The 22,530-nt window shown below is 72.3% G+C and carries 22 protein-coding genes; 5 read left to right on the top strand and 17 right to left on the bottom strand.

Annotated elements, in window-relative coordinates; genetic code table 11:
• Nucleotides 1–26: 26 nt before the first annotated feature.
• Nucleotides 27–1,229, bottom strand: a complete 1,203-nt coding sequence (locus tag HNR10_RS21305) for a hypothetical protein (RefSeq protein ID WP_179826266.1) — start codon at nt 1,227–1,229, stop codon at nt 27–29.
• 241 nt (nt 1,230–1,470) lie between these two features.
• Here HNR10_RS21305 and HNR10_RS21300 point away from each other — a divergent pair, with 241 nt between their 5' ends.
• Complete coding sequence (locus HNR10_RS21300; protein WP_179826264.1) at nt 1,471–2,502, top strand: serine/threonine-protein kinase; 1,032 nt, start codon at nt 1,471–1,473, stop codon at nt 2,500–2,502.
• A gap of 7 nt (nt 2,503–2,509) precedes the next feature.
• On the opposite strand, the gene HNR10_RS21295 is transcribed toward HNR10_RS21300, so the two are convergent.
• Entirely contained in the window at nt 2,510–3,043 is a 534-nt protein-coding gene (locus HNR10_RS21295) for a hypothetical protein (RefSeq protein ID WP_179826262.1), read from the bottom strand.
• A gap of 212 nt (nt 3,044–3,255) precedes the next feature.
• On the opposite strand from HNR10_RS21295, the gene HNR10_RS21290 reads away from it, so the two are divergent.
• A complete protein-coding gene (locus HNR10_RS21290; RefSeq protein ID WP_179826260.1) occupies nt 3,256–5,379 on the top strand; it encodes a bifunctional metallophosphatase/5'-nucleotidase in 2,124 nt (707 codons plus the stop codon).
• A gap of 159 nt (nt 5,380–5,538) precedes the next feature.
• Here the strand turns inward: HNR10_RS21290 and HNR10_RS21285 are convergent, their stop codons facing one another.
• Nucleotides 5,539–5,943 carry a hypothetical protein gene (locus HNR10_RS21285; protein WP_179826258.1) on the bottom strand — a complete coding sequence of 135 codons (405 nt, stop codon included), beginning with the start codon at nt 5,941–5,943 and terminating at the stop codon, nt 5,539–5,541.
• Between the two features lie 107 nt (nt 5,944–6,050).
• The gene (locus HNR10_RS21280) at nt 6,051–6,587 is read right to left on the bottom strand and encodes a hypothetical protein (protein WP_179826256.1); all 537 of its coding nucleotides are present in this window, start codon (nt 6,585–6,587) and stop codon (nt 6,051–6,053) included.
• Between the two features lie 192 nt (nt 6,588–6,779).
• Between HNR10_RS21280 and HNR10_RS21275 the strand changes: the two genes are divergently transcribed.
• Together HNR10_RS21275 and HNR10_RS21270 are read left to right on the top strand one after the other, a co-directional pair.
• Nucleotides 6,780–7,448, top strand: a complete 669-nt coding sequence (locus tag HNR10_RS21275; RefSeq protein ID WP_017570862.1) for a response regulator transcription factor — start codon at nt 6,780–6,782, stop codon at nt 7,446–7,448.
• Between the two features lie 68 nt (nt 7,449–7,516).
• Nucleotides 7,517–8,803, top strand: coding sequence for a sensor histidine kinase (locus tag HNR10_RS21270; protein WP_179826254.1), 1,287 nt, complete (start codon nt 7,517–7,519; stop codon nt 8,801–8,803).
• Between the two features lie 50 nt (nt 8,804–8,853).
• Here the strand turns inward: HNR10_RS21270 and HNR10_RS21265 are convergent, their stop codons facing one another.
• The 8 genes from HNR10_RS21265 to HNR10_RS21235 all read right to left on the bottom strand — a co-directional run bounded on the left by HNR10_RS21265 (nt 8,854) and on the right by HNR10_RS21235 (nt 14,155).
• The gene (locus HNR10_RS21265) at nt 8,854–9,135 is read right to left on the bottom strand and encodes a barstar family protein (RefSeq protein WP_179826252.1); all 282 of its coding nucleotides are present in this window, start codon (nt 9,133–9,135) and stop codon (nt 8,854–8,856) included.
• A 57-nt stretch (nt 9,136–9,192) separates the two neighbouring features.
• On the bottom strand, nt 9,193–10,371 hold the full coding sequence (tgmC, locus tag HNR10_RS21260) for an ATP-grasp peptide maturase system methyltransferase (RefSeq protein ID WP_179826250.1): 1,179 nt from the start codon (nt 10,369–10,371) through the stop codon (nt 9,193–9,195).
• On the bottom strand, nt 10,368–10,844 hold the full coding sequence (locus HNR10_RS31370; RefSeq protein ID WP_246406345.1) for a hypothetical protein: 477 nt from the start codon (nt 10,842–10,844) through the stop codon (nt 10,368–10,370). The genes tgmC and HNR10_RS31370 overlap by 4 nt, the downstream gene beginning before the upstream one ends.
• A gap of 111 nt (nt 10,845–10,955) precedes the next feature.
• Complete coding sequence (locus HNR10_RS31365; protein ID WP_246406343.1) at nt 10,956–11,321, bottom strand: MvdC/MvdD family ATP grasp protein; 366 nt, start codon at nt 11,319–11,321, stop codon at nt 10,956–10,958.
• Nucleotides 11,322–11,347: 26 nt separating this feature from the next.
• Nucleotides 11,348–11,707 carry a putative ATP-grasp-modified RiPP gene (tgmA, locus tag HNR10_RS21250; RefSeq protein ID WP_179826249.1) on the bottom strand — a complete coding sequence of 120 codons (360 nt, stop codon included), beginning with the start codon at nt 11,705–11,707 and terminating at the stop codon, nt 11,348–11,350.
• Between the two features lie 142 nt (nt 11,708–11,849).
• Nucleotides 11,850–12,383 (bottom strand): ATP-binding protein, encoded by a 534-nt coding sequence (locus tag HNR10_RS21245; protein WP_179826247.1) that lies wholly within the window; start codon nt 12,381–12,383, stop codon nt 11,850–11,852.
• Between the two features lie 94 nt (nt 12,384–12,477).
• Nucleotides 12,478–13,683, bottom strand: a complete 1,206-nt coding sequence (locus HNR10_RS21240; protein WP_179826246.1) for a helix-turn-helix domain-containing protein — start codon at nt 13,681–13,683, stop codon at nt 12,478–12,480.
• Between the two features lie 112 nt (nt 13,684–13,795).
• The gene (locus HNR10_RS21235) at nt 13,796–14,155 is read right to left on the bottom strand and encodes an ArsR/SmtB family transcription factor (protein ID WP_179826245.1); all 360 of its coding nucleotides are present in this window, start codon (nt 14,153–14,155) and stop codon (nt 13,796–13,798) included.
• A gap of 97 nt (nt 14,156–14,252) precedes the next feature.
• Between HNR10_RS21235 and HNR10_RS21230 the strand changes: the two genes are divergently transcribed.
• Nucleotides 14,253–15,485: an MFS transporter gene (locus tag HNR10_RS21230; protein WP_312889364.1), complete on the top strand. Its 1,233-nt coding sequence runs from the start codon at nt 14,253–14,255 to the stop codon at nt 15,483–15,485.
• An 82-nt stretch (nt 15,486–15,567) separates the two neighbouring features.
• Here the strand turns inward: HNR10_RS21230 and HNR10_RS21225 are convergent, their stop codons facing one another.
• The 5 genes from HNR10_RS21225 to wecB all read right to left on the bottom strand — a co-directional run bounded on the left by HNR10_RS21225 (nt 15,568) and on the right by wecB (nt 22,297).
• A complete protein-coding gene (locus tag HNR10_RS21225; protein WP_179826242.1) occupies nt 15,568–16,062 on the bottom strand; it encodes an ATP-binding protein in 495 nt (164 codons plus the stop codon).
• A complete protein-coding gene (locus HNR10_RS21220; protein ID WP_179826240.1) occupies nt 16,062–16,460 on the bottom strand; it encodes a hypothetical protein in 399 nt (132 codons plus the stop codon). Before HNR10_RS21220 ends, HNR10_RS21225 begins: the two co-directional genes overlap by 1 nt.
• 332 nt (nt 16,461–16,792) lie before the next feature.
• The gene (locus HNR10_RS21215; RefSeq protein WP_179829872.1) at nt 16,793–18,979 is read right to left on the bottom strand and encodes a glycosyltransferase; all 2,187 of its coding nucleotides are present in this window, start codon (nt 18,977–18,979) and stop codon (nt 16,793–16,795) included.
• Between the two features lie 85 nt (nt 18,980–19,064).
• A complete protein-coding gene (locus HNR10_RS21210) occupies nt 19,065–20,831 on the bottom strand; it encodes a hypothetical protein (RefSeq protein ID WP_179826238.1) in 1,767 nt (588 codons plus the stop codon).
• Nucleotides 20,832–21,187: 356 nt separating this feature from the next.
• Entirely contained in the window at nt 21,188–22,297 is a 1,110-nt protein-coding gene (gene wecB / locus HNR10_RS21205; RefSeq protein WP_179826235.1) for a non-hydrolyzing UDP-N-acetylglucosamine 2-epimerase, read from the bottom strand.
• Between the last annotated feature and the right edge of the window lie 233 nt (nt 22,298–22,530).

The raw sequence follows: 22,530 nt of genomic DNA, 5'->3' as shown, positions 1-22,530 counted from the left end.
CCGGCGGTACCTGTGGACGGCGTCCTTCAGGCCCCGCCCTCCAAGGGCTCCGGTCCTGTGCTCAGCTCGGCGACGCGCAGGGCGAGCCGCTGCGCCTCGACCAGCGACGACAGGGCCTCGTCCTGCTGCCGGTGGTCGACTCCGGCCGCCAGGGTGAGGGCGTCCAGGCGGGCGGCGGCCCGGCGGTCGTAGGCGGCGAGCTCCGCCGTGCTCACCTTTCCCGCGTAGTCCTCCAGGACGCGCACGCGCTCCGTCACCCGGGACACGTCCTCGTCGAGGACCTCCCGGGCGCGCTCGGCGGCCCGGCGGCTGTGCTCGCCCGGTGTCGCGATGCCCTTGATCGTGCGCCGGGTCCTGGTGTGGTCGCGCACCCGGTCCGCGATCGACCACTCGACGTCGGACAGCACGACGCGGTTGCGGACGGTGTCCAGCAGGAGGCCCTGGTCGTGCAGGGACGAGGCCAGGACCGAGTCCACGGCACGCTGGGCGCGGCCGAGCAGCGCCCGCGCGGGGGCGTCGAGCATGTCGGGATCGACGAACCAGTCCCTGAGGTCCTCGGCGAGCGCGTACCCGGCCGCGTGGTCGTCGTGCACCGTCGGCCGTGCGCGCGGGACCTCCGCCGAGAGGAGCGAACCCACCATGGCCACGCCGCCGCCGACGCCGAGCACGAGCATCATGACGAACCCGGCCACCATCATGACGGCGCTGCCCAGCAGGAACGCGAGGCTCAGGAGCCCCAGCGCCCCGAGCGCGCCGGTCCCGACGACCCAGCCCGCGGTGGCCCGGGGTCTGGCGGGGCGGCGCGGTCGCGCCGGCGGGGGCGGCCGCCACAGGGGCGCGGGCGGCGGGTTCCGGTGGTAGCCGCGGCGCACGGCGGCGGCGAGCCGCCCCGCCCGCTCGGCGTCCACCTCCGGGTGGACGGAGAGCCGCGGGGGCGGGCCGTCGTCGGAGGCGGCGGACTCCTCGTCCCCACCGCCGAGGGCGGCGGCCGGCGCGCTGGCCAGGAGCTCCCGGACCCCGGCGCCGCGCGTGGTCAGGACCGCGACCCGGATCCGCGGGTCCATGGTGGCCAGGCCCTGTTCCGCGAGGTCCCGGTACACCTGGTGGGGCGTGTGCCGGCGCAGGCGGACGAGGCCCTGGTAGCCGGGCACGAACACGGCCTCGCGTACCGCCCTGGCCATGCCGGCGGTCACGCGGACGGTGGTGCCGTCGGCGAGGGGCAGTTCCATGGTGTCCCTCCCGGCCCGCGGAGCCCTTCCGCTCTCGCTGCATGTCTACCACCCGGACGCCGGTTCGACGCCTGCGGCGGGATTCCCGTTCCCTCGGAGCGGCCATCCGGGCACGGCCCGCGCGGTGCGGCGCGGGTCACGGGCGCGAGCGGGGCGGGGCGAGACTGCGACGGCGGTCGCTGGGTAGACTCCCTGCCACCCGTCACCAGCCCCAGACGTCCCCCACCGACCGGGAGCCCCCATGAAGGCACGCGGTGTCCGCCGGCTCAAGCCACTGGAGCCGGGCGATCCCGCCGAGGTCGGCGGGCACAGGATCGTGGGCCGCGTCGGCTCCGGAGGGATGGGCACCGTGTACGCGGCCGACTCCCCCGGGGTGCACGGCTACCTCGCGGTGAAGGTCGTGCACGCCGCGCAGGCGGGCGACCGGCGCTTCCGCGAGCGGTTCGCGCACGAGGCGCGCCTGCTCGCCAAGGTCAACAGCCCCTCGGTGGCCCGCTTCGTGCGCGCCGACGTGGAGGCCGAGCGGCCCTGGATGATCACGGAGTACGTGCCCGGCCCCACCCTGCGGTACCACGTGGAGCGCTTCGGCCGGCTGCGCGGCGGAATGCTCCTCGGGCTGGCCGTGGGCACCGCCGAGGCGCTGCGCGCGATCCACGACGCCGGGGTGGTCCACCGCGACCTCAAGCCCAGCAACATCGTGCTCTCGGCGACGGGTCCCAAACTGCTCGACTTCGGCATCGCGCACCCCGTCGAGGATCCCGACCCCACCAAGTGGATCCGGCTGCGCAAGATGCGCCGGGCCTACCGCGACCTGCGGCTCCCCTCGCCGGACACGCTCTCCGACGAGCGGCCCAGCGTGCGGCGCGACCGGCTGGGCACGCCCGGGTGGATGAGCCCCGAGCAGTACCACCGCCAGCCCACGACCCAGAAGGCCGACATCTTCCTGTGGGGCGCGGCGGTCGCCTTCGCCTCCGTCGCGCACGACCCCTTCGGCCGCGCCGACGACAAGGAGATGGCCCGGCGGGTCATGTTCGAGGAGCCCGACCTCCAGCACCTGCCGAAGGGCCTGCACGAACTGGTGGAGGCGGCGATGGCCAAGGACCCCGACGACCGCCCGGACGCGCCCGGTCTGCTGCGCGCCGCGCTGGCGCTGGAGGGGCCCGAGGGCGGGGTGAAGGCCCCCGTGCCGCCCCCGGACCGGGTCACCGTGCGCGGCCTGCTGGAGCGCCGGTGGACCTCGGTGGCGGTCCGGCCCCCGCGACCGCCCCGATGACGGTCCCTCAGTAGAGCCCGTAGTGCGCGCGGCCCTCGCGGGAGAGCATCGCGATGACCATGTACACCGCGAAGCCGAGCGGCACGGCGGCCAGGATGTCGCCGGTGAGCATGTTCCAGGTGAGCAGGGCGCCGGCCGCCCCCTGGAAGACCACCACACCCCAGTAGGCGCCGAGCGTACGGCGGCGGAGACGGCTCGCCAGGAACGTGGACAGCAGGCCGTAGACGCCCGTGACCACGGCGAGGGTGCCCATCATCGAGCGCATCATCTCGGGGGTGACGGCGAGGTCGACGTTCTCCTCGGCGGCCAGTTCGGACTGCTGGCGGAGCACCTCGGCCATGTCCTCGGCCGAGACGCTCAGCCCCATGACGAACAGCATGGACAAAGTGAGGCCGCAGAAGCCGCCGACGAACATCAGCATGCGCACGGTCGCGACCTTGCGCGGCAGCGGCGCGTCAGGGCGCAGGGCGTCGAAGGGGGCCCCGAAGCCGGGGAGCCCGTGCCCCGCCCCGTGGGGGTCCTGCGGTCCGAAGGGAGACACGAGAGTCCTTCCGAGGCGTCGTTCGGGGTTCGGTTCCCATCGTAGGCGGACACGGTCCCCGTGGCGGGCGCGCCCGGGGCGCACCGCGGATTGTCCGAATCGTCACCTGGGCGCCGGTGCCGCCTCACCGGCCCCCGTCTATGGTGAGTCCTTTCGTACCACGCACCCCACCCCCCACTCCCCCATTCCCCCGGACGAAGGAGTCGCACCGCATGTCCAGACTCGTACGCGCTTCGGGCGCCCTGCTGCTGTCGGGTGCCCTGGTGGCCTCGTCGGCGGTGGCCGCCGGAGCGGACACGGCGGAGGATCCCGCCTTCACTCTGACGGTCCTGCACGGCAACGACCCCGAGTCGCAGCTGCTGCACGCCTCGGCCGACGCCGGGTTCGGCGGCGCCGCCCGCTACACCACGCTGTTCCGGCAGCTGCGCGCGGAGGAGGCCGCGGGCGGCGGGACCGGTGAGGCCGCCGAGCGCGGTGTGGTGTCGGTCAACTCGGGTGACATGTACCTGCCGGGCCCGGAGCTGGCCGCCTCGCTGGAGGAGGGCGCGCCCTTCTACGACGCCATCGTCGCCAACGAGATCGGCTACGACGCGGTCGCGATGGGCAACCACGAGTTCGACTTCGGGCCGGACTTCTACGCGCGCTTCGTCGGCGACCTGACCGGGGACACCCGCGTGGTCGCGGCCAACGTGGACGTGTCCGGTGAGCCGGGTCTGGCCGCGCTGGCCGACTCGGGGCGGATCGCGCCCAGCACGGTCGTGGAGACGGGCGGCGAGCGGGTCGGCGTCGTCGGCGCCCTCTATCCGGACCTGGCCAGCATCTCCAGTCCCCGCAACGTCGTGCTGGACGAGGTCGTGGGACCCGTCCAGGCCGAGGTCGACCGGCTCACCGCCGACGGCGTGGACAAGATCGTGCTGATCTCCCACCTGCAGGGCATCGCGTTCGAGCAGCGCGTCGGCCAGGAGCTGACCGACGTGGACGTCATCGTCGCCGGCGGCGGGCACGAGGTCATGGCCGCGCCCGAGGACGCGCTCGTCCCCGGTGACGAGATCACCGCGAACCCCGTCACGGGCGACCCGCTGCACTACCCGCTGGTGGTCAGTGACGCCGAGGGCGGCGACCTGCCGATCGTCACCGCCGGGTCCGACTACGAGTACGTGGGCCGGCTGGTCGTCAACTTCGACGACGCGGGCGAGCTCGTCTCGGTCGCCGACCGGTCCGGCGCGGTGCGCGTCTCGGGTACCGGTGAGGACGCCGTCGAGGAGGACGCGACCGTGCGCGCGGAGGTGACCGAGCCGGTCGCCGCCCACGTGGACTCCCTCGCCGAGACCGAGGTCGCCCAGAGCGAGGTGGGCCTGGACGGGACCCGCGACCCGGGTGTGCGCACCCAGGAGACCAACCTGGGCAGCCTGATGGCCGACGCGCTGCTGGACACGGGGCGGCGCCGGGCCGAGGAGTACGGCGTCCCTGAACCGCAGATCGGGATCCAGAACGGCGGTGGCATCCGCAACGGCTCGGTGATCCCGGCCGGTCCGCTCACGGTGCTCGACACCTACTCGATCGCGCCCTTCGCGAACCAGACCGTGGTGGTCCCCGACCTGCCCCGGACGCAGATCAAGGAGCTGCTGGAGCACGGTGTGTCCGCCGCTCCGGCCGCCGACGGCCGCTTCATGCAGGTGGGCGGCGTCAACTTCGCCTACGACCCCGAGCGCACCGCCCAGGAGGTCGACGCCGAGGGCACGGTCCTCACCCCGGGCGAGCGGGTGCGCAACGTGGTGCTGCACGACGGCACGGTGCTGGTGGCCGACGGCGAGGTCGTGGACGGCCCGCCCGTGTCGGTCGCCACGATCGACTTCTCCGCGCGCGGCGGCGACATGTACCCGTTCCGGGGAGCTCCCTTCACCGTGGTGGGCACCACCTACCAGGGTGCGCTGGAGAGCTTCCTGACGACGACGCTGCAGGGCCGTGTGACGGCCGCCGACTACCCCGAGGGCGGCTCCGGCCGCATCGTGGTGGGCGAGGAGGCGACGGACCCGGGCACGCCCGTGACCGGGACGCTGGAGCAGGTGCGCGAGCCGGTCCGCGAGGGCGTCTCGGCGCACTTCCGGTACTCGACCGACGCCCCGGACTCCGACAACGTGGTGGCCCTGTTCGCCGAGGGCACCTCGCCCGGTGACGGCGAGCCGCTCGCCACGGCCAAGGCGCACAAGTCCGAGGGCCGGACCGCGGTGCGCACGCGGGGCCTGGGCACCGGAGAGTTCACCGCCTACCTGCTGGACGGGGACGGAGCCGTGCTGGCCGGACCGGAGGCGTTCGAGATCGTCCCCCGCCGTTAGGAGGGCGACGGAGCCGGACGTGCCGCCAGGGCGGCACGTACCGGTACCGGCATGAGCACCGCAGGAGGGCCGGTCATCCCGAGGGGTGACCGGCCCGCGGTGCGTCCGGGGCTCTGCGTCTCCGGGGCGCAGTGCTTCCGGGGCACTGAGCCGCCGCGGCTAGCAGCGGGGCAGTCCGTCGACGGGTTTCCAGGGCTCGGCCACGCGCAGGGCGGTGGCGCTGACGAAGACGTCCAGGTTGCCGACGCTGTCGTCGGTGAGGACCCACCAGGTGGTCATGCGCCCCTGGCCGTCGGAGTGGGGCTCGCCCTCGATCTGGCAGAAGAAGGCGTTGCGGCCGGCCCAGAGCCAGCCACCGGTCGCGTACCGGGTGTCCTGGGACCAGTAGGAGCGGCTGTCGCGCCAGGTGGTGTAGTACCGGCGCGGCGAGAAGCCCTCCCTCTCGCCCGCCCCGTCCTGGCGGGTGTCGGCCGCGTGCGCGACCGCCGCCGGGGGCGCCGCCCCCAGGGCCAGGGCGCACAGAAGTGTCGCCGTCACCGTCCGCAGGGTGCCTTCGTAGGCCATCGCCACTCCTCACGCCGCCGACGGCCGACGCCGCCAAACAGTACCGACCACGCCATTGTGACACAGAGCGATCTTATAGTGACTTTACGACACAGCGCGCGCGTGGCCTAGCAGCCGACCGCGGACCGGGCGTCGGCGGCCATGTCCTCGCGTTCGCCCTGTTCGAGGCCGTGGTGCGTCAACCACACCAGCACGAAGTGGCAGGCCTCGCGGGTGTCCTGGGCGTCGTGGGCGTCGCCGCCGGACCGGGCCTCCCGCATCGCCCGGCCCGCCTCCGCGGCGACCCCGACACTCTCGAAGGCGACGATCCGCACGACGTCGGTGTCCATGGCGGACGTGCAGAGGAAGGGGTCCGGCTCGTCGGACTCCCCGGGCTCGGCACAGAACTCCGCGGTCGTGTCGAGCCGCGAGCCGATGGGGTGGTCCTCGCGCAGCACCTCGACCAGTTCGGCGGCGGACATCGGAGCGGCGGACCCGGTGGGGCCGGACCGCGCGCCTCCCTCCGCGGCGAGGCGGACCGCGCGCTGCGCCACGGTCAGGGTCGCGCCCAGGAAGGCGGCGCCGCCCAGGACCGCGATGACGGCGAGGACCGCGAGCATCCCCGTACCGTGGCGGCTCGACTGCGGTGCTGGGTGCGGACGCACGTGCGACTCCTCGCCTCGGGGATGCCCGACTGAGCCAAGCCTCCCAGTTGCACCAAGAACGCGCAAAGAAAGGGTCCATGGTAGCCAATTGCCCTGTATGACCGGTATGTGAATCACGTATTTTCGGCCAACCTTGGGCCATCCGGCGCGCATAATAGGGAAATGCGCGACCCGGGATCTACGATCAACAGCATGACCTGCGTTTTGCTGGCCGAAGACGATGTCTCGATCTCCGAGCCTCTCGCGCGCGCACTCCGCCGCGAGGGCTATACGGTGGATGTGACCGTCAACGGCATTGAGACACTCGACCGTGCCCGTGCGGGAGACATCGACCTCATGGTCCTTGATCTCGGGCTGCCCGAAATGGACGGGCTTGAGGTGGCACGTCGGCTGCGAGCCGAGGGTCACGGAACGCCGATCCTCATCCTGACCGCCCGTGCCGACGAGGTCGACACCGTCGTCGGCCTCGACGCCGGCGCCGACGACTACGTCACCAAGCCCTTCCGCCTGGCCGAACTCCTCGCCCGTGTCCGGGCCCTGCTGCGCCGGGGCGGCGCGGAGGTGCCGGTGGTGCACGGTGTTCGAATCGACAACGACTCGCGACGCGCGTGGCTGGGCGAGCGCGAACTCCAACTCACGACGAAGGAGTTCGATCTCCTGCGGGTGCTCGTCCGCGACGCGGGCAAGGTGGTCACTCGTGAACAGATCATGCGCGAGGTGTGGGACACCAACTGGTGGGGTTCGACGAAGACCCTCGACATGCACATCTCCTGGCTGCGCCGCAAACTCGGCGATGACGCCAACCAGCCCTCGTACATCACGACCGTTCGTGGCGTGGGATTCCGCTTCGAGCGGGACTGACTCGACCTTGGGTTCACAGCGCTCGGTACCGGCCGGCCGACCCAGGGGCCGTACGGACGTGAGGTGACATGCGCAGGAGGATGGTCTTCTCCACGCTCGTGGTGACCGTCATCACCGTCATGCTGCTCGGGCTGCCCCTGGGCGCTCTCACGTACAAGCTCGTGCACGACGAGAGCAACCGCCAGCTCCAGGGCGAGGCCGAACTCATCGGCGCCGAGAGCGACAGCATGCTCCAACTCCACGGCGAGATCGACCTGGCCGAGTTCGACCGGACCTACCCCGACCGTTTCATCCGCATCACACCCGGGGGCGAGGCCTCCACTGTGACGGCGGGCAATCCGGCTCTCAACCCGGAGGAGCCCGGCGCGCCCAGCCTGCTCCGCCAGACCGCGCTCACCAGCGACGGGACGCGCGTGGAGGTCTGGGCGGAGGCCGATTCGGTCCAGCAGAGCGTGATCCAGGCCTGGATGGGCATCGCGTCGCTGTCCCTGCTGGCCATCGGGGTGGCGGTGGGCCTGTCCATGTTCCAGGCGCGCAGGCTCACCCTGCCGCTCGTGGACCTGGCGGCCACCGCGGAGCGGCTGGGCTCCGGCGTGGCCTCGCCGTGGGGCCACCGGTACGGGATCCCCGAGGCGGACCGGGTGGCGGAGGTCCTGGACCGCAGCGCCGAGCGCATCGCGGGGCTCATCGCCACCGAGCGCCACTTCGCCACCGACGCCTCCCACCAGCTGCGCACGCCGCTCACGGCACTCACGATGCGGCTGGAGGAGATCATCGCCGAGTCCGAGAACCCGGAGGTGGTGCGGGAGGAGAGCGAGGCCGCCCTCGCCCAGACCGAGCGGCTGGTGGAGACGGTGGAGAGCCTCCTGGGGCGGGCACGCAAGAGCCAGAACCCCGAGGTCGAACCCGTTGAGGTGGATCCGGTGCTCAACCACATCCAGGCGGAGTGGTCACCCGTCCTCCAGCAGGAGCAGCGCGGACTGCTCGTCACCGGGGACCCGGGCCTGACCGCGATGACGGTGCCCACCGACCTGTCGCAGATCCTGGCGACACTGGTGGAGAACGCCTACAAGCACGGCGCGGGCACGGTCACCATCCGGCGCATGGACACCGGCCAGTCGGTGCGCATCGAGGTCAGCGACGAGGGGGACGGCGTACCGGAGCACCTGGCCGGCCGGATCTTCGAGCGCGAGGTCAGCGGGGGCGGCGGTACCGGCCTGGGGCTGGCTCTGGCCCGGCACATCGCCGAGTCCGAGGGCGCCCGGATCGAGCTGGTCCAGATCCAACCGACCACCTTCGCCCTGTTCCTCCCGGCGGGCGCCGGCGGCCTCACCAAGATGACCGGCCCCGTCTGACCCGTCCCCGGCGCCCGGTCCCCGCCGCCGCTCACGACGGATCGACGAAGTCAGTCCTCGAACAAGAGAGCGCGTCCGCGTGGGTCCTCCGCGAGGTACTCCTCCAGCATCTCCCGGATCACTCTGGCCTCCCGGGGACAGACCTCCTCCAGGTGCCGCCACCCCGTGAACCGGAGCGTCCGGGGCAGTTCCACCAGCCCGGTGATCGCGTCCCAGAAGGCGTCCAGGTTCTTCCCGTACATGTCCGGGAAGCCCAGCGCCCGCTTCAGGACGACGTGCAACTCGCGGGAGTCGGCCACCCCGCCCACGTCCACTGTCACGTCGATCGTCATGTTCCCCCATACGCAGGACGAGGCGGTCACAGCGAGCGCGCGACCGTGATCGGCTCGCTAGGACCGGGACAACGGCCATCGACGGCCTTCCACTGGAGAACCATGCCAGACGAACTGCTCCTCGGCCGTCACGGTGGCTCCGAACTCGCTCCACTCGGGTTCCCCGTGTTCGACCCGCCAGCGGTGGGTGTCCTCCACCATCGTCCACAGGCGCCTCGGTCCGCCTTGCGTGACCTGGAAGCGGCCGTCCGGCGCCGGTTCGATGTCGACCTCCGCCCAAGCCCCGTCCCTGCCCTCCATGGACAGGAAGTCGGTGCCGTCGTCGGCCGTCCTGAGCACGGTGTCGGCGTCGACCGTGGCGCGTTGGGCCACGAACGCGAACGCGAGGTCGCGAACCCGGGCGGGGTCCAACGAGGTTTCGCCGGACGTGACCTCGTCGTCCACGGAGGTACGTGGGCGCGGGTCGTGGCTCCGGGCGGGCATGAACCCCGCCCACTCGGGCAGGAACCGGCCTTCGGCCGTGCCGTCGTCGCCCACCTGGAGCTTGAGCACGGCACCGCCCGTACCGCCCGCGATGTTCACCAGGATCAGCCCGCCGGGCGCCACCTGTTCGAGCCACGCGGGGGGAACATGGGTGAAGGCGGTCGTGGAGATGATCCTGTCGTAGGGAGCCCGGCCGGGATAGCCCTTGTGGCCGTCGTACTCCGCGACGACCGGGTGGTAGCCCGACCCCGCGAGGCGCTCGGCGGCGTCGGAGACCAGGCGGGGTGAGATGTCGATGCTCGTCACACGATCCGAGCCCAGGAATTCGCTCAGGATCGCGGCGTTGTACCCCGAGCCGACCCCGATCTCCAGCACTCGGGGGGTGCCTTTGAGGTCGAGTTCGTTGAGCATCTGTGCCATGAGTCCGGGCATCGTGGAAGAACTGGTCCAGCGTCCCTTCCCCGTGCAGTCGGGCAGGGCTTCGCGGACCGGTTTGCCCTTGACCTCGATGATCAGCGTCTCGTCGGCGTAGACGTGCGAGGCCCACTCCTCACGCTGTTCGGGGATGTCGCCGCGCACGAGGCGGTATCGCGTGCCCCGGGAGGTGTGCTCGTACAGCGCGAAGGCGGGAACGAACGTACCCCTGTCGACACGGCGGAACGCTTCGGTGAGGGGGCCAGCCGGCGCCAGCGCGCCCGTTTGCACGAGGCGATCGATCAGCGCGGACGCGCGTTCCTGTACAGCGCGGGTCATACCCGTCCTTGCTCCAGTAGGTCAGCGATGGCCTGTCCGATGGGCAGGTCGCAGTGGTGCGCGAGCCATCCCCATTCGCCGTTGGGGTTGACCTCCAGCAGCGTCCAGCGCCTGTCGGGAGAGATGACGAAGTCGGCTACCCCGCAGGTGAGACCGAAGGCGCTCATGTAGCGTTTCAGGCCCGAACGCACGTCGTCGGGTGTTTCGACGAGCTCGTACCGGTGGGCCCCGTAGTCGCTGCGCGAGTCGATGTGCGCGGCCTCGGATCCAGCGTGGATGGCCACGGCGAACAGCTCGCCCCCGGCGATGGTGACGCGTACTTCGTGGTCTTTGTCGACCCATTGTTGGAAGCAGTGCGCGGTCAAGGAGAGGGCGGGATCGCGCAGTTCCTCGATATCCGTGACGGGGTTGGCGTAGACGATCTTGGTACGGCCCTCTTCGACGTGAAGTGCACCACCGAGCGGCTTGTACACGATCGGGCCGGGAATGTTCACTACCCAGTCGACGGCGTGGTCGGGGACATTGGTGACGATGGTTCGGGCAACTCTCAGCCCGCATCTGGCGGCGGTGGCGAGCTGGACGGGCTAGTACTCGGCCGCGCTCATCTTCGAGGGCTGGTTGATCCAGAGGCAGTCCAAACTCAACAGGACACCGCCGAGCCCCATCCGGGCCTCCCTGTAGGCCCAGCGCTGTTCGGGGGCGGACATGCCTGCGGTGAGTGTGAACTGGGACGGCCGCCGATAGTAGACGCCGCGCACCGATTCCAGGTCGACACCTCGGAAGGCCTCACGAGCCGAACCCCGCCAACGATCGCCGCCGAATTCGGCTTCGACGGTCATGGCGGAGGGAAAGTCGCCCGGGTCCATACGGACGACCGGAACGCCTCGCTGGGAGAGGTGGTGGATCACCGGGTCAGCGGTGCCGTCCTCGATACCCGTGAGGACGAGCACCGCCTCCCGTGTCGCGGAGGAGATCGTCAGTCGTTGGTCGTTTCCTCGGGCGTGGGTCCGTTGCCGTCGGGGTCGCCGGTGGTCTCCTTGGTGCCGCTGCTGCGCCTGCCCAGCGACGGCGCGCCGGTGATCCGGTCGACGCCCTGCTGGCTTACCGGGTCGTAGACCCAGCGGTCCACCGCGTCGACGACCTCGGCTCGGACCTTGGGCATGGCGGCGTACCGCAGGCCCCAGGGGCGGGTCGCCGACCCACTGCCGGTTTCGGTGCTGGCCTCGAAGATGGCTGTGGACGGGTCCAGGGGGAAGGCGTCGCCGATGCGGGCGATCGCAGCGCGTGACTCTCCGTCAGGGCTTTCCAGGAGTGCGGAACGGCCTCGGTGAGGCATGGACGAGTCCTTTCGTGCTGGGGAGGGCTGCTCGCGAACCGTGTGCGGGGGAAGCGGTCGAAGGCGGGTCACAGCCCGCTTCCGCCTCTCACGACTTCGCTCGGACGGTCGCCGTGGACCGGGAGACTCCAGCGGCCAGGGGTCAAGGGCGCGAAGGTGTTGTCGAGACCACGCCACTGATCTCGGTGACGAGTCCCGGTCGGCGGTCGACTTCGGCGTACATGCCGTGACCGTTGGGAAGGCGGCCCCAGCGGGCGGCAAACGAGTCCACGAGAACGAGGCCGCGCCCGTGCTCGGCGAGCGGGTCCGACGTGGAACGGCGCAGGGGGTGGACGTTCCCGAGTGGACCGCCGTCGCGGACCTCCAGGCGGAGGCGGTCGGAGCGGACGAGCAGCCGGACCGCGAACCGGCCCTCGGGAAGGCCGCTCCGCGTGTGGTGCACGGCGTTCGTCGCGAGTTCGGACAGGATCAGGCCGAGGTTCCCCGGCGGCTCGATCCCCACAGCCGCGAGCCGGTGGCCGAGCCATCGGCGGGCCTCGCCGACGGAACTCGGGAGCCCAGGGAAGCTGGTCCGCCCGCGCCAGAGCACGTCGTCGCGACGTGGCGGGAGGGTCAGAACACGTCCTCTGTCACGACGGGTGTCGTCGGATACGCCCGGTTCACTGTGCTCCCGCATGTCTCACCTCAGAGGATCTCGTGGTGAGACCGACGTTACGGAACGCGACGGAGCCTGGTGTCCCAAGTCGGGACACCAGGCTCCTTGACGCGATTCAGCTGATCTGCATCCGCCGTGCCAGCCCCCGCAGGGGTTCGGGGATCGTGCGGTGGTGGTCGATCAGGTGCGCTGCGACAGTGCGCGCGGACAGGTGGTAGCGGGTCATCTGTGGAGCGGCCCGCTCGGCCGACACCAGGTTTCCCAACGCCTTGTCGCGCCGCCCGAGCTCGATGTAGGCGCGGGCCATGTCGATGCCGTGGTGAGCACGACGCTCGGCCGGGAGGGCGGCGAGCACGGGCGCGGTGATCTCGGCGTCCCGGCGCAGTGCTTCGTCGAAGTCGCCCATCTCCACCGCGACCGCCGCTCCGTGGATCGCGACGTTCGCCGGATTGAACTGGAGCGCGTACCAGTCCTGGATGCGGGCGGGTAGCCGCTTCGCGGCCTCCACGGCCTGCTCGTGGTGGTCCCACGCCTGCGACTGTGTGGTGGTCCCCGTCTGGGTGCCGCGAGCGGACAGTACGGCGGATCGGAGCTGGAGCGCGCCATGAACAGCCAACGCTTGTGGGGTGTGCTGGTCGATGCGGCTCGCGGCGGCGCGCACGAGGTTGAGACCGGCCATCCACGAGCCGTACATCATCATCATGAGCGCCCGGGAGAGCTGCGCGAGCGCGGGCAGATTGGGGTCGTCGCTCCTCGCCGCACTGGTGGCGGCATCCCTGATCGCGGAGTTGGCGAGGTCGGTGTATCCCAACCTTCGGGACAGGGACACGGCCAACGCCTGGGCGGCGTTGACGTATCGCCACACCCGTGGGTCGTCGGCGGTGTGGGCGTGAACGGCGAGTTCGGAGAGCACCGCAGGAAGCCGCGTGCCGACCTGGGCGTGCTTGGCGTCCTTGGAGGCGAGTCTGAGGGCCTCGACCTCGCGGGCGAGCACGGCCACGGGTCGGGGGTCCATGTCCAGATCCAGAGGGACGTCGACGGCGTCGAGGGCACGCCGGACTTCGGGGATCGTTGCGTGGACTCGGTCGGTGGAGGTGGTGTCGCCACGGAAGGGCTGCCCACTGATCTCGGTGGGGTCCGCGTTGAGCGCGGTCGAGACTGCGGCGATGAACGCGGGTGTGGCCACACGGTCCCCGGTCTCGACCTTCGCGATGAGGCCCCGGGACACGTGACTGCGGTCGGCGAGGCCGTGTTGGGTGAGGCCCCGGAGTTTGCGGAGCCGCGCTACTCGTTGGCCGGTGGTCTCGGTGTCCGGAGTCATGCCAAGCCCCGTTCTTCCCTGGGTGTGTCGCACTCTCAGAGTAGGGCGGAGCCCCTGTGTTGTCAGGGGTGTGCCCGGGTTGTGACTCGGGCGCTGCGAGTCGACGCGAGGATCAGTCGTGGAAGGGCTCGCCCGTCACGACGTGGTCGGCGTGGTTGAGCGCCTCCAGCACCAGGCGGCGCAGGTGTCCGTCCCGCAACCGGTAGATGGCGTGGCGGGACTGCTTGCGCGATTCCACCAGCCCGGCCAGGCGCAGCTTGGCCAGGTGCTGGGAGACGGCGGTGCGCGAGGCTCCGCAGGCCTCGGTCAACTGGCCGACGTCCGCCTCACCCCCGGCCAGCGTCCACAGCAGGTGCAGCCGGGTGGAGTCCGAGAGCAGGGCGAACACCTTGGCGGCCACGTCGAGCCGTTCGTGCTCGGGCGGAGCCGGGTGGACCCGGCTGGGGGCGGCCTGCTCGTCGCTGGTGCGCATGTGCGCAGTCTAGGACGGATGCCGCGTGGCCATCTGCCATACATGTGCATACGTACGCACATGTATGGTGTGTCGTGGTCGTGTTCCTCTCCCTCTGGTGGTGGTCGTGGTGTGGCGGGTTCTGACGGACTTTCCCGCGTACCGCAGGTTGTTCTGCGCCCAGGTGGTCGCGTTGGCGGGCACAGGGCTGGCCACGGTCGCTCTGGCACTGCTGGCCTACGACCTGGCCTCGGACCGGGCCGGGCAGGTGGTGGCCACCGCGCTGACCATCAAAATGCTCGCGTACGTGGGCGCCGGTCCGCTGCTGACCGCGGCTCTGGCCCGGGCGCCGCGCAAGGCGGTGCTCGTGGGTTCGGACGCGGTGCGGGCCCTGGCCGTGGCGTGCCTGCCCCTGGTGGACCAGGTGTGGCAGGTGTACGTGTTGATCGCCGTGCTCCAGTGCGCCTCGGCGGCTTTCACCCCGACCTTCCAGGCCGTCATCCCCGAACTCGTCGACGACCGCGGCTACACCGGCGCGCTGGCCCTGTCACGCCTGGCCTATGACCTGGAGGCGCTGGCCTCTCCCCTGTTGGCCGCGCTCGTGCTGCTCGTTCTGCCCTTCGACGGCCTGTTCGCGCTGACCGCGCTCGGCTTCGCCGCCTCCGCCCTCCTCGTGGCCACGACCGACCTACCCGTAGCGTCCCACGATGCGCGAAGTCCGCGCCGGGCCGCGGCGAGTTGGCTGGCCTTCGCCTCCGACCGGCGCCTGCGGGCGCTGATGGCCCTGAACCTGGCCGTCGCCGCGGTCACCGCGCTGGTCCTGGTCGACACCGTCGTCTTCGTCCGCTCCCACCTGGGCGGGAACGACACCGGTGTGGCGTTGGCGCTGGCCTGCTTCGGCGCCGGTTCCATGGCGGTGGCGCTGGCGCTGGGAGCCCTGGTGGACCGCTTCGGCACCCGCGCTCTGATGCTCACCGGACCCTTCGTCGTCACCGCTGGAGCGGCGGCACTGGCCCTGGGCTGGGCCCTGGCTCCTGGGCCGGCCGTGCTCGGGGCGGGGTGGGCGGTGCTGGGCGCGGGGTGCGCCCTGGTGTCCGCGCCCACGGGACGGCTGCTGCGCGAGGCCGCCCCCGAGGGCGGGCTCGCCGGTGTCTTCGCCGCCCAGTTCTCCCTCTCCCACGCCTGCTTCCTCCTGACGTACCCTCTGGCCGGGTGGGCCGGGGGCCTGGACCCGGTCCTGGTGCTGGGCTGCACCGGGGTGCTCACGGGGGCGTGCGCCCTGGCGGCGGTGGGGCTGTGGCGCCCCGAACCGGTCGCCGTGGGCCGCACCTCCCCGGTCGAGGACCGCTGATCTCCGGGTCGACCACCCCGTTCTCGCGACGCCGATCGGCGGAAGCGGGCCCCGTCAGGTGTTCTGGCGGGGCCCGGTTCGGTCAGCGGGTGAAGACGTAGGGGCGCAGGTCGGGCGGGGCGCTGGCCGGGTCCACCGCGAACTCGGCCCAGACGTGGGTGCCGAGGTCGGCCCAGGGGGCGAGTCGGAAGTGTCCCCAGGCTGCGGACAGGTTCTCGACGAGGACGAGGCCGCGCTGGCATTCGGCCCAGTCCCATTCGAGGTCAGTGCGCTCAGTGGGGATGCGCGGCACTCCGCCGCCTCCGCCGCAGTCGCTGAGCGAGACGCGCAGGGTGGCCGGGTCGGGCATGGACAGGGCCCTGATGACCTCCTTGAACGGGGGTTCGGCGCGGGTGTACTTGCAGCTGTTCGCGAAGAGTTCGCTGGTGGCGAGTTGGAGGGTGTCGACCAGGTCGGGGTCGAATCCGGCCAGGTCGGTGGCGAGGTCGGCGCGGACCCGGGAGAGCTGGGAGAGGTCACCCGGGTAGGTGCGGTGTTCCCAGAGGACGGCCGGGCGCTTGGTGACGGTCGCGGGCATCAGACGGCCACCGCCTCGGCGCGGCGGGGCGAGGGGACCGGTGCGAGCAGGTCGCCGGCCGGGGGCCGGGCGGTCCACTGGTCGAGGCGGCGCAGGGCGTCGGCCTGGGCGCACTCGCGGTCGCGTTCGCTCTCGAAGGCCCGGTAGTAGCCGCGCACCAGAGCGACCTCCTCCGCCGGGATCGGCGCGGGCGGCGGGGCCAGGCGGAGCGCCGGACTGCGCACTGGGCGCGGGACGGCGGCCTGGGTGAGTTCGGGGGCGGGGACGGGCGCGTAGCGGCGGACCCGGGTGGAACGGCGTCGGCGGGCGGCCACCGAGTGGCGCCCGCGCGCGGGAGCGAGGAGGGCCTTGAGGTACCCGAGGGCACTCGTGAGGACGGCAGGGCTAAACTGAGCCATGTCGGCAATTCCTTGTGTTCAAGGGTTGAGGTTGCTGGCCACGGCCTCGGACGCAAGCTAGCGTCGCGGGGCCTCCGCTTGTTGGGTTGTGTGTGCGAGAAAAGAATAGGGCATGGCGGGGTCAAGGGAGGGGTTTTCGGGGGTGACGTTCGGACGTTGTTCGAAAACCGTCCTGTCGGCCCAGTTCAGCGCCTTGTTCGATAGGCGGACCGGAAATCCGTGAAGGGGCGGGGAGAATACCCTTTGTTGGCTCATGGTCCGTTTTGGGGAAAATGTGACGGCACGCCGAAGGGGGCGTTCCGGTCGTGCCGGAACGCCCCCTTCGGTCGGTGTCAGGAGCGGGCGGCGGGCGCCGCCGACACGTCCTCCGGAACCTTGCCGCGCACCACCAGGTCGCTCCACAGCGAACGCACCCGGTCCAGCCCGTACACGCCCGTCACCTCGGCGCGCGCCCGCTCGGCCTCGGCGTGGAAGCGGCCCTCGGACACGGTCGCGTGGATCGCCTCGGCCATGGCGACCGCGTCGTCGTGGATCCAGTGCGGGTCGTAGATGGTGTCCGCCCCCGGCCACGGCAGCAGCGCGGGCACCCCGCCGGAGGCCGCGCACTCGGCCGGCGCCAGGTGGAACGACTCGTCGTCACTGGTGGAGAGCATGAAGCCCACCCGCCGCAGCCACGTGGCCACGTCCGGCCCGAACGGGTCGAACACCACGCCGGAGGCGAGCTTCTCGTCCCGCTGGATCCGCCGGTACACCCGCTCGAAGTAGGAGCGCTCCTCCGGCCGGTTCCAGATCCACCAGTACTCCCACGGCTGCTTGGTCTTGACCGAGAGCGTGTACCTGGGGTCCATCCGCCGCAGCTCGGAGACCACGTCCAGCCCGCGGTCCAGCCGCTTGCGCGAGGGCGCGATCCCGATCATGCCCAGCGAGTACTCCGCCCCGGCCAGCTTGGGCCGCGCCAACTGGACGTCGTCCACCCAGTTCGGCACGACCACGACCTTGTCGGACGGCCACCCCGTGATCTCGCGCGTCAGCTCCGCGTAGTGCGGGCTCACGCACACCACCGCGTCGACCTTGCCGATGTCGAGCTTGCGCGGCCACTCCGCGTACAGCTCGAACCGGTGCAGCCGGACGATGAGCCGCTGGTCGGGCCGCTTCCACTTGGCGTAGAACAGCGCGTTGGGCCCGCACCACTCGCAGATGACCACGTCGGCCCAGCCCGCCAGCTCGCGCGAGCGGTACTGGTCGTGGGCGTTGAGCCCCTCCCACTGGTCGATGCGCACGTCCAGGCCGGGCAGGGCGTCCAGGTACTCCGCCAGCCGCGTGAAGAACTTGAGGTCGTGGCCGGCCACGACCACCTTCAGCGGGCGCTCGGGGTCGGCGCCGTCCGGCGCGCCGGGCAGCGCCTCGGACAGGTACCCGCGCAGCCGCTCGGCCGCCCGCTCCAGCGCGTGCGCCGACGCCGCGTCGCGGCAGCGCCCCGCCGCCCGCGCGTACAGGTCGCGGTCGGCGTAGGCCCTGGCCACGACCTCGGCGACCGAGCCGATGTCCGACCCGGCGAAGAGCGGATAGTCGGCGCCCAGCAGCGCCTCGTGCATGGGGGTGCGGTTGAGCACGACCGGCAGGCCGAGCGCGCCCAACTCCAGCACCTTGGTGGACAGCTCCAGGCTCGCGTCCATGGACGGATCGCGCCAGGACAACCCGAAGTCGCAGTCGGCGGACTGGCGGAGCGCGTCGGCCCGCGCCATGCCGCCGCGCCAGTCCACGTGCTCGGTGGACTCCAGTGCCCGGCGCATGCGCTTGGACCAGTCAGCGGGCTCGGCGTGGATCTTGTCGCCGATCATCACCATCTCGGCGTCCACACCGAGCTGCGCGAGCCGCTCGGGCAGCTCGGTCATCTCCAGCGTGTTCCAGCGCGGCGCGAACTTGCCCGTGTAGGCGATGCGCGTGCGCGCGTGCACCTGGCCGTCCGCCTCCACCCCCTCGGGCACCACGACCACTGGCGGGAAGAGCACCGAGCGCCCGCACGCGGCGGGCACCGACGACTCCAGGAACGCGCGCAGCTCCTCGGTCTGGCAGAGCAGGAACCGGGAGGCCAGCGCGATCTCGGTGAGCTCGGCGGTGGAGGTGGCGCTCAGTTCGCCGACGCTGTGGGGGAAGTCGGTGAGGTAGGTCCACAGCCGTCCGGCCAGGGCCTCCTCCTGGGCGGCGAGCCCCGCCAGGCGGCGTCCGCGGACCACGACGAGGTCGAAGGGGCGGCGCTCGTGCTGCCGGGTGATGAGCTCGACGGCCTGCTCCGGGGTGAGCCCGCGCGGGCCCCGGTCGGGCAGGAGGTCGTCCTCGTAGGGGCGCAGCAGCCGGATGCCGGGCACGTCGGCCAGCGGTGCGACCAGCCGGTCGGTGCGTACCGGCGCCTTGAGCAGGAGGGTCACCTCGCATCCGGCCGCGGCCAGGGCCTGCGCCATCGACTGCGCCCAGATCGCGGAGCCGTCGATGATGTTGAGGTCCACGTCCCCGTACAGGAGCGCGCGCGGAGAAGGTGTACTCACGTTCTTCCCTTCGGATGCTTTCGGGTGTCCCGCGCGGAGCGGTCAGTGCGACGGGGGATCAACCGACCGCGCCTGTCGACGCGTCGGCGGCGCTGTGGGCGGAACCGTCCGCCCCGCCGCCCGGTGCCGTGCCGTGGTCCGGCCCCAGCGCCAGCAGGCGGCTGCCGCGCCGGTTCCACTCGGCCGGGTTCCAGCCGCGGCGCAACAGCGGTGTCCTGGCGAGTTCCGGCGTCACGGCACTCACGAAAACATACTGGGTGCCGCCGGTGCGGGCGCGGTCGAAGAAGCCCTGCCCGCGCGCGTCGCCGCCGGTGTCCCCGGTGCCGTCGGAGGCGGGGGCGCCGACGGCGTCGGCGCCCGAGCACTCGGCCGCGCACACCAGGTCGGCGAGGCGGTCCGCGCCCACGCGCCCGGTCCACGGGTAGGCCCACGGGGCGGTGGCGCGTTCGGCGAGCGCGGCCCAGCCGTCGGTGCCGAGGGCACCGATACGGGGCCGGTCGCCGTCGCGGGTGAGCTCCTCGGGGGTGTCCGGGGCGCTGAAGCGCGCCGAGCGCACGGTCACGCCCTCGGCCCGCAGCCGCTGCACGCCGGGCAGGCGGGCGGCGGCGCCGGGCACCACGACCTCGGTGGGGCGCAGGGTGGCCCCGAGCAGGTCGTCGGCGAGCTGGTCGGCCTCGGCCTCGCCCGCGGGGTCGGCCAGGACGGCCACGGAGCGACCGCGCAGCGGCAGTTCGGCGCCGGGCGTGTCGGTGGCCAGGTCGAGCCCGTCCAGGATCTCGGCGAGGCGCACCGGGGTGGCCGCGTCGAAGAACACCTGGCGGAGCATGGTGCGCTGCTCCGCGGAGCTGGGCACGGCGGCGCGCAGGCGCGGGACGGACACCGCCAGGTCCTCGCCGCCGGTCCGGGCCGGGTCGGCGTGCGCCACCACGTGGGCGCCGCAGGCCCAGGCCCGCCGGCGCACGCGCTCGTGGTCGGGGCCGGAGCCGGGGATGACCGCGACGTTGGCGGCGCGCAGGGCGTCGGCCAGGTCGGGCGCGTCGACGTCGGTGACCCCGGCGCCCAGGTCGGTGAGCAGGTCGGGGACGCGGTCGCCCGCGCCGGAGCGGACGTAGACCGCCTCGGGGCCGCGCACGAGGTCGGCGGCGACCGGGTTGAACTGGTGCAGGGGCACGCCGGCGTCGCCGTCGTGGACCCGGTCGAAGCCGAGCTCGCGCAGGGCGGGCGGGGCGGGCGCGTCGTCGAGCAGGACCGCGGGGATGCCGCGGGCCGCGGCCGACTCCAGGACCCAGTGCAGGGCCCGGGTGCGGTCGACCACGGCGGGATCGCCCACGTGGGCCCACGGGGAGCCGGGAGCGGCCGCGGAGGACGAGACCAGGACCAGGTCCACGTCCACGCCGTCCATGACGATCTGCGCGTCGTGGGGGCGCAGCGGCACGGTCCGCACGTAGGGGTCGATGGCCTGCTGGATGGCGGGGCCGACGACGGTGGCGACGACGAGCAGGTCCTCGCGTCCGCCCACGACGCCGGTGAGCAGGCGGGCCTCCTGGCGTTCGGCGTCGAAGGAGCGCACGGGCTCGGCTCCGGGCCGGCGCCGCTCGGTGTGCCGGGTGGTGCCGCTGCGGCGCCAGAGACGGTAGAGGTCACGTGGGAGCTTCACCAGCGAGCGGCCGGGCCGCTTGGCGGCCGCGGTCAGGGCCCGTCCCACCTGCAGCGAGGTGGAGCCCTCCACGGCGGCCAGGCGCGAGCGCGCCTCCTGGAGTTGTGCCTCGCGCTCGGCGAGGGCCTGCCGGAGCTGTTCGGTCTGGCTCTGTTCACGCCGTTTCACGGTCTGCCACCTTGCGTTCTGGTCGGATCGGCGAACCCGCCGCGTGCGTCGCGTGTGTCGGTTCCGACGGTGCCGGGTGGTGTGCCCGGCGGGTACCCGGCAGAGTCCGAATGCCCAGGGCCAGGCGCGTGGCGGGTCCCGCGGGCAGCACCTGCGGCGCCACCGGAAGGTGGACCCGGCGCGTACCCAGCAGAGTCCGGATGCCCCTGGTCAGGCGTGTCGCGGGTCCCGCGGGCAGCGCCTGCGACGGCATCGGAAGGCGTGCCCGCGTACCGGGCCGGGTCCGGACGCCCAGGGTGAGGCGCACCGCGGAGGAGTCCGGCGGTCTGGAGGAAGGCGGGGAGCATGGCATGGGATCACCTGGACCACTGGGTGAGGATGGTGGCGATGCGCTCGCCGGCGTGCCCGTCCCACAGGGGCGGGGCGGTGCCGACGCGCTCGGGGGTCTGGCCGTGCAGGACCTTGGTGACCGTCTGGAGGAGGTCGGCCTCGGTGACGAGCTGGTTGGTCCCGTGCGTGATGGTGACGGGCCGCTCGGTGTTGGGGCGCAGGGTCAGGCAGGGGACGCCGAGGACGGTGGTCTCCTCCTGGACGCCGCCGGAGTCGGTGACCACGGCCGCGGAGCCGCGGACGAGCGCGACGAAGTCGAGGTAGCCCAGGGGCTCCTGCAGGTGGACGCGCGGGTGGTCGCCGAGCCCGGCCCGCTCGAAGGCGGCCTTGCCGCGCGGGTGGACCGGCATGACCACGTCGACCTGGTCGGCGATCTCGTGCAGCCGCGTGGCCAGCAGGGCGGCGGTGTCGGGGTCGTCGACGTTGGCGGGCCGGTGCAGGGTGGCGGCGACGTAGCGCTCGGGCAGGTCGAGCCGCGCGCGCAGGGCCTCGGCGTCGAACCGGTCGAGGTTGGCCAGCAGCGTGTCGATCATGGGGTTGCCGACCAGGTGGACGCGGTCGGTCGACACCCCCTCGGCGGCCAGGTGGCCGATGGCCTCGGGGCTGGTGGCGAAGCACAGGTCGCTGAGCTGGTCGGTGACGCGCCGGTTGACCTCTTCGGGCATCGTGTTGTCGAAGGAGCGCAGTCCGGCCTCCACGTGGGCGACGGGGACGCCCAGCTTGGCGGCGACCAGGGCGGCGGCCACGGTGGAGTTGACGTCGCCGTAGACGACGACCATGCCCGGCCGGCGCTCGGTGAACTCCTTCTCCAGCCCGACCATGAGGGCGGCGGTCTGCGCGGCGTGCGAGCCGGATCCCACCCCGAGGTCGACGTCCGGCGTGGGCAGGCCCAGGTCGCGGAAGAACACGGCCGACATCCGGTCGTCGTAGTGCTGCCCGGTGTGGACGACCGCTTGGTGGGCCCCTCGCCCGCGCAGGGCGGAGACGACGGGCGCGGCCTTGACGAAGTTGGGGCGCGCGCCGACGACGTGCACGATCCCGGTGTCCTGGCTACCAAGGGGGGCGCTCGTTGCCACGTCTGTCACGTTTCCTTCTGTTGGAGTGGAGTTTGCCGTGTGATGGGGTCCGTTCGGCGGAACGGGGGCCGGAGGGGCCGTGAGCGGCGTTCCTTGCCCCAGCCGTCCCGCCCGTGTCGCCGTGGTGTCACCACCTGGTCACGTCCACGTGGTTGTGTGACTGACCGTGCATGACACCCAGACTTCCCGAACCCGCGCTCCCCGCCCGCGCACCCGCTGGGTGCGGGCCGGGA

Origin of the sequence: Nocardiopsis aegyptia (assembly GCF_013410755.1) — a bacterium.
GTDB classification, from domain to species: Bacteria; Actinomycetota; Actinomycetes; order Streptosporangiales; family Streptosporangiaceae; genus Nocardiopsis; species Nocardiopsis aegyptia.
This window is presented reverse-complemented; position numbering and strand designations above follow the sequence as displayed.